Source organism: Negativicoccus succinicivorans (genome assembly GCF_014207605.1).
Classification (GTDB): Bacteria; Bacillota; Negativicutes; order Veillonellales; family Negativicoccaceae; genus Negativicoccus; species Negativicoccus succinicivorans.
In genome coordinates, this window is record NZ_JACHHI010000007.1 from 22490 (window position 1) to 35420 (window position 12931).

Here is a 12931-nt window from a genome sequence, read left to right on the forward strand (position 1 = left end):
TGGTACGAGTGACCTTGTTTCCTCTACCTTTCGCTCTTCGGTACACAGTTGCCGTGACTATATACTGAAGTCATTGTAACACCATTAAATTTAAAATGCAAATACGTAATGAAGAAATTTTATTTCATTTGTATTTTGATGAGACAGATTTTCTCATTGTCCAATGCGTTTCATTTTTCGCGCAAAAAAAGATGGCGGAAAACCGCCATCTTTTTGGATTGCTTTGTTCCGATCAGAACTTGTAGGACAATTGTACTTTCGTGAGGTCGTCGAGGTCAGCGCCGTCTTTGGTTTCCGCGCTGAACGTGCGGAGACCTTCGAGTTTGACGTTTTCAGCTACGACTACGCCGAAGCCCGCGCCCCAGGATTCGGTGTTGTTCAGGTATTTGCCCGTGCGGAGCGAACCCGTGCCGCCGAAGTACGATCCCTGTTCCGCGTCAACATAGTCAACGAAGATGTTGAAGCTGCCCGGTTTCTTCAGGTCCGCGTGACCGAAATCAACGCGAGCGTTCCAGAAGTCAGCATCGTCATGATCTTTGTAACCGACGTTGAAGTAGTCGCCGGAGAGCGAGAAGTCTTCGTTCAGACCGACAATCGCGCCCGCGCCCCAGATGTCATCCAAGCCGGCCGCGTCCACTTTGCTGCCGTTCGGAGCGATGTAGGTGCCGAGCACGCGGAAGTTGCTGCCGTTGTAGCCCAAAGTACCGTAGGTCATTTCCGGACTTTCCAGATCGTTTTCGCCATTAAACGCCTTGTCTAATGCTTCCTGAGCAAGTTCTACATCATGCGTACGAACACCCAACATCATGTTGGTTTCATAAATGGCGTATTGATCACCGGATGCGACAGCCGCGTCATATTCTTTTTGCGCCTGCGCCAACGCATTTTGCGCCGCTTTCAAATCAGCTTTCATCTCTACAACTTGCGGAGCTACGTTCAGGTTCATTTCTTTCGCGTAGCCGTAGCCGACGGAAGCGGTTACTTCATCGGTCGCTTTGTATTGGAGACGTACGCCATCGAAAGCGTCATCGTACCAGTAGCCGGTTGCGCCGAATGTTTCGCCGTAACGACCCGCGGTCAGGTGCAGACCGTCGGTCAGTTCATGGTCAAGATACAAGCGGTCGAGATCCAAGTCCGGATCTTCGTTGTCGCTGTCAAAACCGAAGTTACCCGAGGTAATGCGAGCGGTTACTTTGGTCTTGTCCGCTACTTTCGCGTTAAATTGGAGGCGAGCACGCATATCGAAGTGATCCTCATCTTTTATGCCGTCGTCCGTCCAACGAACACGAGCGTCACCGGTCACTTTTACGTTGCCGACGCGGTTTTCCAAGTTGGAAACGCGTACGCCAAGGCTGTTCAGTTCGTTCGCGAATTCGTCAGCCAAACGGTTCAGTTGCGCCTGTTGTTCCGCGTTCAACTGGTCCTGTTTGACCATCGCGCGAGCGACCATCTGCGCCATTTCATAACGGGTGATGTTCTGCTGACCTTTGAATTCTCCATCCGGGTATCCTTCGACTACGCCTTCAGCGGCGAGTTGGGATACTGCCTGGTACGCCCAGTCGTTCGGAGTTACATCCGAGAACGGATTCGGGGCCGCGAATGCTGTCGTTGCGCCGAGGACGCAAGCAGCTGCCAATACTGTTGCCAATTTTTTGTTCATCATAATTGACACTCTCCTTTGAGTTCAAAATTTCGACAGAAAGTTTTCAGAGTGTCGCGGTGCGAGTGACCTGGTTTCCTCTACCCTCAACTCTGCCAGCAGCGTCTGTCGTCTCGCTTACTGTGTTTACATCGTACCATTTGGAAAACGCGAAATCAAGCGATTTACAATGGTTTTTAGCCGTTTTGAAAACTTTTAATTCTATTCTAGTACCAATGTCAATTTCTATTTTTACGCTCATTTTTTAATATTTAGCCCGATCCGCCGCGCGGCGCAAAGAAAAAGCCTCTCGTCTCGTGACAAGATGAGAGGCTAAATTAAAATGTGTTTTAGTTTTCTTCATTCGCGGCGAGATAGGCTTTCATCAGCCAAAGGCTATCGATCGGTCGCACGATACGCGCGTCAACGTACGCCATTTTCGGCGTCAACAGCGTGTGCGCCTGATAATTTCCCGCCGGCGTAATACCTACGACCAGCGCGCCGTAAGCGATGTCATCATCGCGGAAACGATACAAGGGAAGGATGACGCTCATCGTGTTTTTGCCGGGATAATAGACGGGAATGGCGATGGCGGGATTTTGATCCACGCGGTCGCGCGCGACTTTCACATGCTCTTCCAAGCGGTCGAGCAGGCGATTTTGCCATTCTTCATGCTCGGCTACCAACGTGCCGAGTTTATAGTTTTGCTGCGCGACGCCTTCGCGGTCGCCCTGCTCTTGCAAGCGACGACGCTGCACGAGGATATTTTTCAGCGGCGATTTGGTCTCGCGGTCGCTTTCGTCAATCAATGTTTCTTCGGGCAAACGGCCCGCGTTGGCGATCACGATATGTTGAAAATCGACATCCAGCTCCGTATCGCGGCCGATCTGCTGCAAGCGCGGATCGAGCGCGTAGTCCGCTTTCTCCGGAAACTCGATGAATTTCTCGCTGAGGATTTTACCGTCGCCCGTGCCGCGAATGCAGAACGCGCGATAGACCCATTCCTGACGGTAACCGGGTTCACGCGCGAATAAGGCGTAGATCTCGTTATCCCGATTGTCGACAAGACCGGTGTTAAAAGCGGCGTATTGGTTATCCAGGGAGTAAACGATTTTTTGCTCGGTTTGCAAACGATAGAAAGTATAGTTTATATAGCTCGCCAAGCTGGCATTGTGAGTGTCGTTCGAAAAATACCATGGCTCGCTCTTCATCATCTTATATAAGTCGTTATAAAACTCAACTTCCGCGCCGAGCCAGGCGAATTGCCGCAACGCGACGTTCGGACCGACCTCTTCACCGCCGGCGGTATGGCCCGCGATTTCCGGCGGCAACGCGTCGACAATGCGATGCGCCGTTTTCACCGAGTTGTTTTTCGCTATTTTCTTCGCCGCTCCGTTACCTTCCGCCGCTTGCACGGTGTTATTTTGCCGCACCGATGGTGTTTCTGTCGGGCGGTTGACCTTCGCCGGTTTGTCCGGCGGGACTTGAATGACACGTTGCGTGGTGGGCGTCAACGTTTTGGCGAGTTTGCCGTTTTTCGAGCGTACGAGTTTGCGCCGTTCCTTTTTGACTTCGCCTGTCGCCGCCGGTTCCATTTCCTTAATTTCGCTTAAATACCAAATCCACTGCGGATTTTTCGCGCGATAGGAGTCGGCGTTGGGAACGTAACGAACCGCGACCGTCTTGCCGGTGACGCTGGGACGATTCAGCAGGTACGCGACTTCCTCATCCTTCCGTTCCGTGAGGGTGCCGTTTTTGCGAGCGCTGAGGTAACTTTCTTCGAGTAAATTATAATAGTCTATTTTTTCGTTACCGTAGAGCTTGCGCAAACGATTCCAACTGGTGGAGGGAACACAGGCTTTGTTTTTAATTCCTGCCACAGGACACCTCCTTATCTGTGTATACCCGTTTATTATAGCATACGGGCCGCGGTTTTTACTAAGCATGCGATATCGCGCGACCGTCGCCGAAAAATAATGACGTGACAAAAAAAGCGTCGATCGACGCTCTTTTTATGCCAAGACCATGCTGTCACTGAACGAGGCCGCGGTTTCTTCAAATTGTTCCAATACGTCGGTGACGGTAAGGCTCTCTTTCTCCGCGCCTTTCACGTCCCAAATAATGCGTCCCTGATGCATCATGATCAGGCGATTGCCCAGCCGCAAGGCGTCGCGCATATTGTGGGTGATCATCAGCGTGGTGAGTTGATGCTCCCGCACGATGCGGTCGGTGAGCGCCAATACTTTCGCCGCCGTTTTCGGATCCAACGCGGCGGTCGGTTCATCCAAAAGCAAGAGTTTCGGTCGTTGCAAGGTCGCCATCAATAAGGTAATAGCCTGGCGTTGTCCGCCCGATAAAAGTTCCATGCGCGTGAACAGACGATCTTCCAAGCCTAAGCCCAGCGTCGCCAAAAGTTCGCGATAATGCTCCCGCTTGTCATTGCTGAACGCCCAGCGCAGAGACAGCGGCAAGCCTCGTTTCGCCGCGAGTATCAAATTTTCTTCCACCATCATGCCGCCCGCCGTGCCCTGCAACGGGTCTTGAAACACGCGGCCGATGTAGCGCGCGCGCCGGTGTTCCGAACAGGCGGTCACATCGCGACCGTCAATGATGATTTGTCCGGCATCGACAGGAAACACGCCGGCGATCGCGTTCAAAAGCGTCGATTTGCCCGCGCCGTTGCCGCCGATCATCGTGCAGAAGTCGCCGGGTTCTAAATGCAAATCGCAGCCGTCTAACGCGACTTTCGCATTGACCGAGCCGGGGAAAAATGTTTTTTTGAGGTTCGTCACATGAAGCATCAGACACCTCGCTTCCCGGCCGACCATTGTTTTTGTACCAACGGCAAGGCCAACGCCAACGCCACCAAAACAGCGGTAAACAGTTTCAAATCGTTCGGCGGCATGCCCATGTACAAGACGACCGCGATCACGATGCGATACATAATCGAACCCAAAACAACGGAGCAAAGACTGTTTTTAAAACTGGACCGACCGAAGAGCACTTCACCGATGATGACGGCCGCCAGACCGATCACGATGGTGCCGATGCCCATGCCGACGTCGGCGAAGCCCTGACTCTGCGCGACGAAAGCGCCGCAGAGCGCGACCAACGCGTTGCTCAATAACATACCCAACACAATCATGCCATCCGTATTGACGCCGAGCGCGCGAATCATGCGCGGATTATTGCCCGTCGCGCGAATCGCCGTGCCGAGTTCGGTGCCGAAAAACCAATACAACAGCAAGCCGAAACCGCCCGCCAACGCGAGTCCGGTCAGAAAGGGCGTCCACATCGGCGGTGCGAAGCTGCCGTTCAAGTCAGTAAACACCGTGCGCGCGCGCAATAAAGAAATATTCGCTTTCCCCATGACATGCAAATTCACGGAGTAAAGCGCGATCATCGTTAAAATACCGGCCAAGAGCGCGGGGATTTTCAGTTTCGTATGCAAGAGCGCGGTGACCGTGCCCGCCGCGGCGCCCGCCGCGAGTGACAAGAGCAGCGCCGTCCAGGGAGAGCCGCCGCCCGCGATCCACATCGCCGCGACCGCCGCGCCGAGAGGAAACGTTCCCTCCACGGAAAGGTCGGCGATGTCCAATACCCGAAATGTCAAAAATACGCCGAGCGCCAGGAGCGACCAAATCAACCCCTGCGCCAAAGTGGCTATGAGTAAACTCAACTTCGTTCTCCTTCCCGCGTTCCTATACTTCCGTGAAACCGATATCCGTCGGCACGGTAATGCCCAATAATTCCGCCTGCGCGCGGTTCAGCACGGGAACGAGTTCCGTTTGCGTTTCAATCGCCATGCTTTCCGGTTTCGCTTCGCCCTTGAGAATCTGCGCGCCCATCATGCCCGCCCGTAAGCCGAGCTTGTAGTAATCTACGGAAACCGACGCCAGCGCGCCGTTTTTCACGTGCGCGATCTCGGCGCCGTAAACGGGAATGTTTTTTTCATTCGTCACCGCGATCAACGCCGGTAACGCGGACGCGACCACATTATCCGTCGGCACGTATACCGCGTCGACTTCGCCCGTCATTTGGTACGCGGTCTGCGGGATGTCGTTCACCGACGCCACCGTAAATTTTTTCACGGTCATGCCCAGCGCTTGCGCCGCCGGCTCTAATGCCTGCACCTGCAATTCGGAGTTGACCTCGCCCGCGTTATAGATGACGCCCAATGTTTTAACCTGCGGCGTCAATTTCCGCATCAGATCTAATTGCGCTTTCAAGTCAGTGCGGTCGCTGGTGCCGGTCACATTCGTTTGCGGTCGCGACTCGTCTTTGACAAGTCCCGCCGCCGCGAAATCTGTCACCGCCGTCGCCACCACCGGTATTTCATTTGTGGCGTTCGCTACCGCTTGCGCCGCCGGCGTGGCCACCGCGTAAATTAATTGTTTTTTGCTAAATAAAAAATGCCGCACAATCGTATCCAAGTTAGACTGATCGCCTTGAGCGTTTTGGCTCTCCAGCGTATAGTCAGTGCCCTCTTTCAGCCCCGCCTGCGTCATGCCGTCAGCAATGCCGCGAGCCGCTTCATCGAGCGCCGGATGCTGCACAATCTGCACCAATCCGACCGAATACGGTGTACCGCTTTGTTTATGTTCGACGGTCGCTCCACATCCTGCGAGCGCGCCGCACAATACTATGCCTGCCAATCCTACCCATGCTGCCTTTTTGAGACGGTTTTTTCCCATCATTCTCATCCTTCCCTGCTACTCTGCTACGAATACTGCCATTTTCCCATTCTACCATGCTACCATCCTGCTTATGCTGCCATGCGCTATCTGTCAAAAGATAGTTGAACAAATTGTACAAGAAATAATGAAAAAAGTCCAGCATTTAATAGCGTGTTTTCCGCAAAAATTCGTTCACGAAAGTTTGTCCAAATAAAAAAAGAACCCGCGAAGGGGTTCTTTAATCGTTGATGCGGTAAATCGTTTTCGCGTTGCGAGAAGTGATTTCGATCATTTCTTCGACCGGCATATCATGCAAACGGGCGAGTTCTTCCGCGACGTAGTACACGCGCGTCGGATCGTTGCGCCGACCGCGGAAGGGCGGCGGCGTGAGATAGGGACTGTCCGTTTCGATCAACAGACGATCGAGCGGCAGACGTCGCGCCACATCTTTTAATTTCGTGCTTTTCGGGAACACCACGGTACCTGAAAAGGAAATGTAAAAGCCCAGTTTCAATAATTCGGCGGCCATTTCATAACTGCCGCTGTAACAGTGCAAAATGCCGCGCAGACGAGGATGCGCCTCTTCCTGCAAAATCCGCAGGGTGTCGCCGTGCGCGTCGCGATCGTGAATGATGATCGGCAAGTCCAGCTCGATTCCCAATTTCACAAAGCGGCGAAAAACCTCCTGCTGAATGTCCCGCGGACTGTTGTCGTAGTAGTAATCGAGACCGATCTCACCGATGGCGACTACTTTTTTCTCCGTTTGCGCCCATGTTTTGATTTGCGCGAAATCTTCTTCCGTCATCGCCGCGGCCAAGTGCGGATGCACGCCCACCGCGCAGTAAAACGCGGGGTATTGTTCCGCCAGCGCCAACGCTTGCGCGCCGGTTTTCCTGTCTTCGGCAGGAATGACCACATGCTCGACCGTTTTCAATACGTCGGCGATCATTTCCTCGCGATCGTACTGAAATTTGTCATCGTAAAGATGGGCATGCGTATCGAACAGCATTTTATTTCACCCGACTCCCGGCCGGCAGATCCGGCAGGAACGGAACATGCAACGCGCCGTCTTTCGAACCGGCCAAAATCATGCCCTGCGACAATACGCCGCGCAATTTGACCGGTTTCAAATTGGTCACCACAATCACATGTTTGCCGACCAGTTCTTCCGGTTGATAATGCTGCGCGATACCGCTCACGATGCTGCGTTCTTCATCGCCCAAGGTCACCGTCAAATGCAATAATTTATCCGCTTTTTCTACCTTTTCACAAGCGAGCACTTCCGCGACGCGCAAATCCAATTTCGCGAAATCGTCAATCGTGATCTGCGGTTTTTCGTCCGCAGCTTCCTGCTTGCCGTCTTTGGCGGCAGTTTCCGGCTGCGTTTTCGCCGCCGCTTCCGTCGGTTTCGTTTCTTCCGTCAATTTCTTCTCCTCCGTAACAGTGTCTAATTCATGGCGCGGGAATAAGGGTTGCGTTTTATGCACGGTTGTGCCGCTCGGATAGGTTTCCGGCGCCGCTCCGTCAAGACGCGCCGCGGCGAAATCCGCCAAGCCCAATTGCGCCCACATGTTTTCCGCCGCCTGCGGAATCAGCGGCGCTACCAAGATGGCGACCGTGCGCAGACCGTCGACAAGGTGGTAAAGAACGCTGTCCAAGTCGGCCGGCGCCGTTCCTTTACTTAATTTCCAAGGTTCTGTCGTATCGATATATTTATTTAACGCGCGGACATATACCCAAACCGCCTTGAAGGCGTCATTCATCGCGAGCTTATCCATGTCCCGCGTATAGCTTGCGACCGTTTCTTGCGCCAGTTTCGTCAACGCCGCGTTGGCGTCAGCGACTACGGCGCCGAGCGGCGCGTCCGTCGCCGTGACAACGCCGTCACGATATTTTTCGACCATTGTCAGCGTACGGTGCAAGAGGTTGCCGAGGTCATTCGCCAAATCCGAATTCGTTTTTTTGATCAAACGTCCGCGGCTGAAATTACCGTCCTGACCGAGCGAAATATCGGTGGCGAGGAAGTAGCGAATCGCGTCCGCTCCGAATTCGTCCAGCAACGGCATCGGATCGACAACGTTGCCGATGCTTTTGCTCATCTTCACGCCGTCGACGATCAGCCAGCCGTGGCCGTACACTTTTTTCGGCAAGGGCAGGCCGAGGCTCATCAGCATGATCGGCCAGATAATGGCGTGGAAACGCACGATTTCTTTACCAACCAGGTGCAGATCCGCCGGCCAGTAATGCTCGAATTTTTCCGGCGCGTCGAGGTAGCCGATACCGGTCAAATAGTTGACGAGCGCGTCAAACCATACGTAAACCACATGTTTATCGTCAAAGGGTACGGGAATGCCCCAATCGAAACTCGAACGCGACACGCTCAAATCTTCCAGGCCGCTTTTCACGAATTCAATCATTTCATTGCGGCGCGACGCCGGCTGAATGAAATCCGGATTTTCTTCGATGAATTGCAACCAGCGATCGGCGTAATTACTCATCCGGAAGAAATAGCTTTCCTCCTTGACGAGTTCGACAGGTCGGCCGCAATCGGGACAGGTATGGTCCGGGCCCAATTTATTTTCCGGCCAAAACGTTTCGTCGGGCGTGCAATACCAGCCTTCGTACTGCGATTTATAAATATCGCCTTTGTCGTAGGCTTTTTGGAACAGTGCCTGCACCACTTCCGCATGGCGTTTTTCTGTCGTGCGGACAAAATCATCATTGGTAATATTCAGTTTTTTCCACAGCTTTTGAAAACCGGCCACGATATGATCGACGTAGGCTTGCGGCGTGACGCCCGCTTCTTCGGCTTTGCGTTGAATTTTTTGACCGTGTTCATCCGAACCCGTCAGGAAAAACACGTCTTCGCCTTTCAAGCGGTGGTACCGCGCCAAGACATCGGCGAGCGTTGTGCAGTAGGTGTGACCGATATGCAATTGCGCGCTCGGATAGTAAATCGGCGTCGTTATATAAAAAGTCGGTTTCTTATGGGCTTGTTCCATTAATGAGCCTCTTTCTGTAAAGATAAACAATGAGAATATACTTCACGGCGGGAAACGCCCGCCTGCTCCGCGACGGCTTTACACGCCGCACTGTATTTTATACCTTGCGCCACCAATTCGGCAACGGCTCGGGGCCATGATTCTTTCGCCAACACTTCGGTTTCCACAGGCTTCGCGCCGGCGATCATGATGACGAATTCGCCGCGCGGCGCTTTCATATCCGCGTGCTCTCTGAGTTGCGCCAGCGACCCGCGATAAAAGGTTTCGAATTTTTTCGTAAGTTCGCGCGCGATGACCGCCGAACGATCGCCCAACATCCCTTGCAAGACGGCGAGCGTTTCTCCCAACCGATGCGGCGCTTCATAAAAGAGCAAAGTGGCGGGTTCGTCCGTAAGCGTCGCCAACAGCGCCTCGCGTTTCGCTTTCGTGCGCGGCAAAAAGCCGATGAAGCGAAATGTTTTCGTATCTAAGCCGGAGGCGATCAAGGCCGTCAACGCGGCATTCGCGCCGGGCAACGGCACGATCGTAATACCAGCCGCCACCGCCCGCTCCACCAAATCGCTACCCGGATCGGCGATCGCCGGCATGCCGGCGTCACTTACCTGCGCGATATCTTCGCCCGCCAACAGACGCTCGATCAATTTCGGACCGGCGGTGTCTTTATTGTGCTCATGGTAGGAAAAAAGCGGCGTCGCAATTTCATAATGACGGCATAAAAGTCGGGTATGACGAGTGTCTTCGCACGCGATCAGCGCCACGTCCCGCAAGGTCGCGACAGCGCGATACGTCATATCCTGCAAGTTGCCGATGGGTGTCGGCACTAAATATAATGTACCTTTCAATCGGCAACTTCCTTTCCGTATAAACGCAAAATATCCGGCGTATAGTCGCCGTGATCATCATGCACAAAAAGCGGCGGCAAAACGCTACAGTCGGATCGGCCGTTCATGCGCGCCTCCAGCAGCACCAACTTCGCCGGCAAGCCCTGCCGACTGTGCACAAATTGCAAGCGCTTGACGGCAAGTTTCGCCGCTTCCAAGGCCGCGCACCATTCCGCCGCTCGATCGGCGCGCTGCACGAGCGCGAACCGTCCGCCGTAACGCAGTAAGTACGCGGCCGCCGCGATGACATCCTGTTTCGTAGCCGTCGTTTCATGTCGCGCCGCGGCCACGCCCGTCAATTGCGAGCGATCGCCGCCCCCGAGCGCGCGATACGGCGGATTGCAAATGACAAGATCGGCACTGTTGGCGGGAAATAATTCCCGATGACGGCGATAATCCGCTTCGCGCACTTTAATTTGCGCCGCGCGGTCGTTCCCCGCCACATTGCGGCGGGCGATATCCGCCAGCACCGGATTTAACTCCACCGCAGTAATGTCCCTTGCGCCGCGGCTCGTGAGCAAGAGCGCGAGCACCCCCGTGCCCGTGCCCAGATCCCAAACGCGATCCGCCTTTTTGAGGCTCGCGAATTGCGCCAAAAGCACGGAGTCCAGCGAAAAACAAAATTCATCCGGACGCTGGATAATCTTCATGTCGTCACGAATTAAATCGTCCAGCCGTTCGCCCGAACGCAGTATAAAATCGGTGCTAGCCACGAACCTCTCGCACCTCGTCCCAACGCCACTCAGCCCGACGCTGATTCTCCATCTGCACGCTGACCGTTCGTTTGTTCGCGTTGACCCGTTGCACTTTCCCGCGGCCTTCCGGCGTGTCGACATTCTTACCGACGCGCGGCGCCGCCGACTGTTTTTGTTTCTTATGCGGACAACTGCAGGTCTTGCACAGTTCGCCGCCTTTTTTATACATGTCGTTTTCGTAGCGCAAACAGCACATCAGGCGGCCGCACGCGCCGGACACTTTCGTCGGATTGAGCGAGAGTCCTTGATTTTTCGCCATGCGAATGGACACCGAAGAAAATTCTCCGAGCCATGACGCGCAGCAATATTCCCGACCGCAAGGTCCGATACCGTTCAACTCTTTCGCCTCATCGCGCACGCCGACTTGTCGCAGCTCGATGCGCGTATGGAAAACAGACGCCAAATCGCGTACCAATTCGCGGAAATCGACGCGCCCGTCAGCGGTGAAAAAGAAAACGATTTTATTCATATCGAACGCGTATTCGACATTGATCAGCTTCATCGGCAAGCCGTGACGCTTGATTTTCTCTTTGCAGATGACAAACGCGCGCGCCTGCCGTTCTTTATTTTGTTGTACCTGCTTCAAATCCTGCGGGGTCGCTAAACGCAGTACCGGTTTCAACGGCGCGGCGATCTCTTCCTCCCGCACGTCGCGCGGACCGATGACAATGCGTCCGTATTCTTTTCCCCAGGCCGTTTCGACAATAATTTCGTCATCGGGAACTACACTCAGTTTCCGCGGATCAAAATAATAGATTTTGCCGGCCTGCTTAAAACGTACTCCTACTACGGTTGGCATGGCGGCTCCTTTCTGCCAATGTATTCAGTTCCAAGATCACCATATCGCCGATCAGCTTGGTCGCCATATATAATTCGTTGGCGCGCAACGCCTCGCGCAAGATCGGCGTGACCTCTAAAATCGTTGTCGCATCCCAATCGGCGGTTATTTTTCGCAGCCGATTTTCGGCAAAAGGTAAACGTAAAAGCGTTGCATCATTCGTCGTAATGAGGATCGCCAAATCATGCGCGACCCATTCCAACCAATGAATGTATATGCTCAATTCCGCGCGCTCGTGCGCCTGCCATAACGCGCTCAAATCGAGGTACGGCGTAGCGCTTGCGCCGAGTGTTTCAAAAAACGTGAGCGCCGCATCGGCGCTTGCTTTCAAATCGCCCTGCAACAGCGCGACGGCCAGACCCGGATTCCCTTCCGAGACGGCGAAAAGCATGCGCGCCTCTTTGGCGGAACGTTGCTTCGTCGCGAGCCACGCCGCGAATGTCCGCGCATCGTACGCGGTAAAAGCGTAGCGAACGACGCGCGAACGAATGGTCGGTAAAAGTCCGGCATCACTTTGGGCAAGCAAAATAAAATACGTGTTTTCCGGCGGCTCTTCCAAAGTTTTCAAAAGCGCATTCGCCGCCGTGACGTTCAAACGGTCCACGGCTTGTAAAATCACTACTCGCGCGCCCGTATGCGTGCGGCTGAGCGCCTTTTCCACCGCGCGAATCTGGCTGATTTTAATTTCGCTTCCCTGCGGGGAAACGCGAAAGAAATCGGCTTCATCCGCGAGATAAAAGGTGTCTTTCGGTAATTCATCCGCCGGCGTCACGCGCAGTTCGCGTCCCAATATCCGCTCCGCCAATTGCCACGCGGTCGCCGCTTTGCCCAGTCCCGCCGCACCGACGAACAGCAACGCGTGCGGCAGTCTGCCGCTTTGCCGCTCCGTTTGCAATCGGGACCAAATCGCAGGATGCGCCGGTATTTCAGTGCTCATAATCTCTCCCCGCGACACGCTTACGCATCAATCATAATTAATAAATTATATTATAACATATCTTTTTTGACTTCTTCAGGGCCCCGACGCCGCCGCACGTTGCGGCAAGCGGAAAACCGTGACCGTTATCGCTCTACGCTTTTTTCATAATAAACGAGATCTCACTCATCATAAAAGAGGGAAGATGTTTCCGATCTTCCCTC

11 protein-coding genes are annotated in these 12931 nt (G+C 54.0%); all 11 read right to left on the minus strand.

Annotation, left to right across the window (positions count from 1 at the left end):
• Nucleotides 1-232 precede the first annotated feature (232 nt).
• Complete coding sequence (locus HNR45_RS06675; RefSeq protein WP_371712925.1) at nucleotides 233-1663, minus strand: putative porin; 1431 nt, start codon at nucleotides 1661-1663, stop codon at nucleotides 233-235.
• 326 nt (nucleotides 1664-1989) lie between these two features.
• Complete coding sequence (locus HNR45_RS07380; RefSeq protein WP_159823301.1) at nucleotides 1990-3519, minus strand: DUF3825 domain-containing protein; 1530 nt, start codon at nucleotides 3517-3519, stop codon at nucleotides 1990-1992.
• Between the two features lie 132 nt (nucleotides 3520-3651).
• On the minus strand, nucleotides 3652-4440 hold the full coding sequence (locus HNR45_RS06685) for an ABC transporter ATP-binding protein (RefSeq protein ID WP_159823302.1): 789 nt from the start codon (nucleotides 4438-4440) through the stop codon (nucleotides 3652-3654).
• Nucleotides 4440-5318, minus strand: coding sequence for an ABC transporter permease (locus HNR45_RS06690; RefSeq protein ID WP_159823303.1), 879 nt, complete (start codon nucleotides 5316-5318; stop codon nucleotides 4440-4442). The genes HNR45_RS06685 and HNR45_RS06690 overlap by 1 nt, the downstream gene beginning before the upstream one ends.
• A 22-nt stretch (nucleotides 5319-5340) precedes the next feature.
• Nucleotides 5341-6336 (minus strand): ABC transporter substrate-binding protein, encoded by a 996-nt coding sequence (locus tag HNR45_RS06695; RefSeq protein ID WP_159823304.1) that lies wholly within the window; start codon nucleotides 6334-6336, stop codon nucleotides 5341-5343.
• 217 nt (nucleotides 6337-6553) lie between these two features.
• Complete coding sequence (locus HNR45_RS06700; protein ID WP_159823305.1) at nucleotides 6554-7324, minus strand: TatD family hydrolase; 771 nt, start codon at nucleotides 7322-7324, stop codon at nucleotides 6554-6556.
• Between the two features lies 1 nt (nucleotide 7325).
• On the minus strand, nucleotides 7326-9317 hold the full coding sequence (gene metG / locus HNR45_RS06705; protein ID WP_159823306.1) for a methionine--tRNA ligase: 1992 nt from the start codon (nucleotides 9315-9317) through the stop codon (nucleotides 7326-7328).
• Nucleotides 9317-10159 carry a 16S rRNA (cytidine(1402)-2'-O)-methyltransferase gene (gene rsmI / locus HNR45_RS06710; protein ID WP_260399148.1) on the minus strand — a complete coding sequence of 281 codons (843 nt, stop codon included), beginning with the start codon at nucleotides 10157-10159 and terminating at the stop codon, nucleotides 9317-9319. Before rsmI ends, metG begins: the two co-directional genes overlap by 1 nt.
• Nucleotides 10156-10911: a tRNA1(Val) (adenine(37)-N6)-methyltransferase gene (locus HNR45_RS06715; RefSeq protein ID WP_235020655.1), complete on the minus strand. Its 756-nt coding sequence runs from the start codon at nucleotides 10909-10911 to the stop codon at nucleotides 10156-10158. The genes rsmI and HNR45_RS06715 overlap by 4 nt, the downstream gene beginning before the upstream one ends.
• Nucleotides 10904-11752, minus strand: a complete 849-nt coding sequence (locus HNR45_RS06720; protein WP_159823307.1) for a PSP1 domain-containing protein — start codon at nucleotides 11750-11752, stop codon at nucleotides 10904-10906. Before HNR45_RS06720 ends, HNR45_RS06715 begins: the two co-directional genes overlap by 8 nt.
• Complete coding sequence (locus HNR45_RS06725) at nucleotides 11724-12728, minus strand: hypothetical protein (protein WP_159823308.1); 1005 nt, start codon at nucleotides 12726-12728, stop codon at nucleotides 11724-11726. The genes HNR45_RS06720 and HNR45_RS06725 overlap by 29 nt, the downstream gene beginning before the upstream one ends.
• Nucleotides 12729-12931 lie beyond the last annotated feature (203 nt).

Excerpts from the sequence above, each read along its gene's own strand:
- HNR45_RS06685 (WP_159823302.1), bottom strand. The coding sequence starts at position 4,440 with ATGCTTCATGTGACGAACCTCAAAAAAACATTTTTCCCCGGCTCGGTC.
- HNR45_RS06700 (WP_159823305.1), bottom strand. The coding sequence starts at position 7,324 with ATGCTGTTCGATACGCATGCCCATCTTTACGATGACAAATTTCAGTAC.
- HNR45_RS06720 (WP_159823307.1), bottom strand. The coding sequence starts at position 11,752 with ATGCCAACCGTAGTAGGAGTACGTTTTAAGCAGGCCGGCAAAATCTAT.
- metG (WP_159823306.1), bottom strand. The coding sequence starts at position 9,317 with ATGGAACAAGCCCATAAGAAACCGACTTTTTATATAACGACGCCGATT.
- HNR45_RS06695 (WP_159823304.1), bottom strand. The coding sequence starts at position 6,336 with ATGATGGGAAAAAACCGTCTCAAAAAGGCAGCATGGGTAGGATTGGCA.
- HNR45_RS06725 (WP_159823308.1), bottom strand. The coding sequence starts at position 12,728 with ATGAGCACTGAAATACCGGCGCATCCTGCGATTTGGTCCCGATTGCAA.
- HNR45_RS06675 (WP_371712925.1), bottom strand. The coding sequence starts at position 1,663 with ATGATGAACAAAAAATTGGCAACAGTATTGGCAGCTGCTTGCGTCCTC.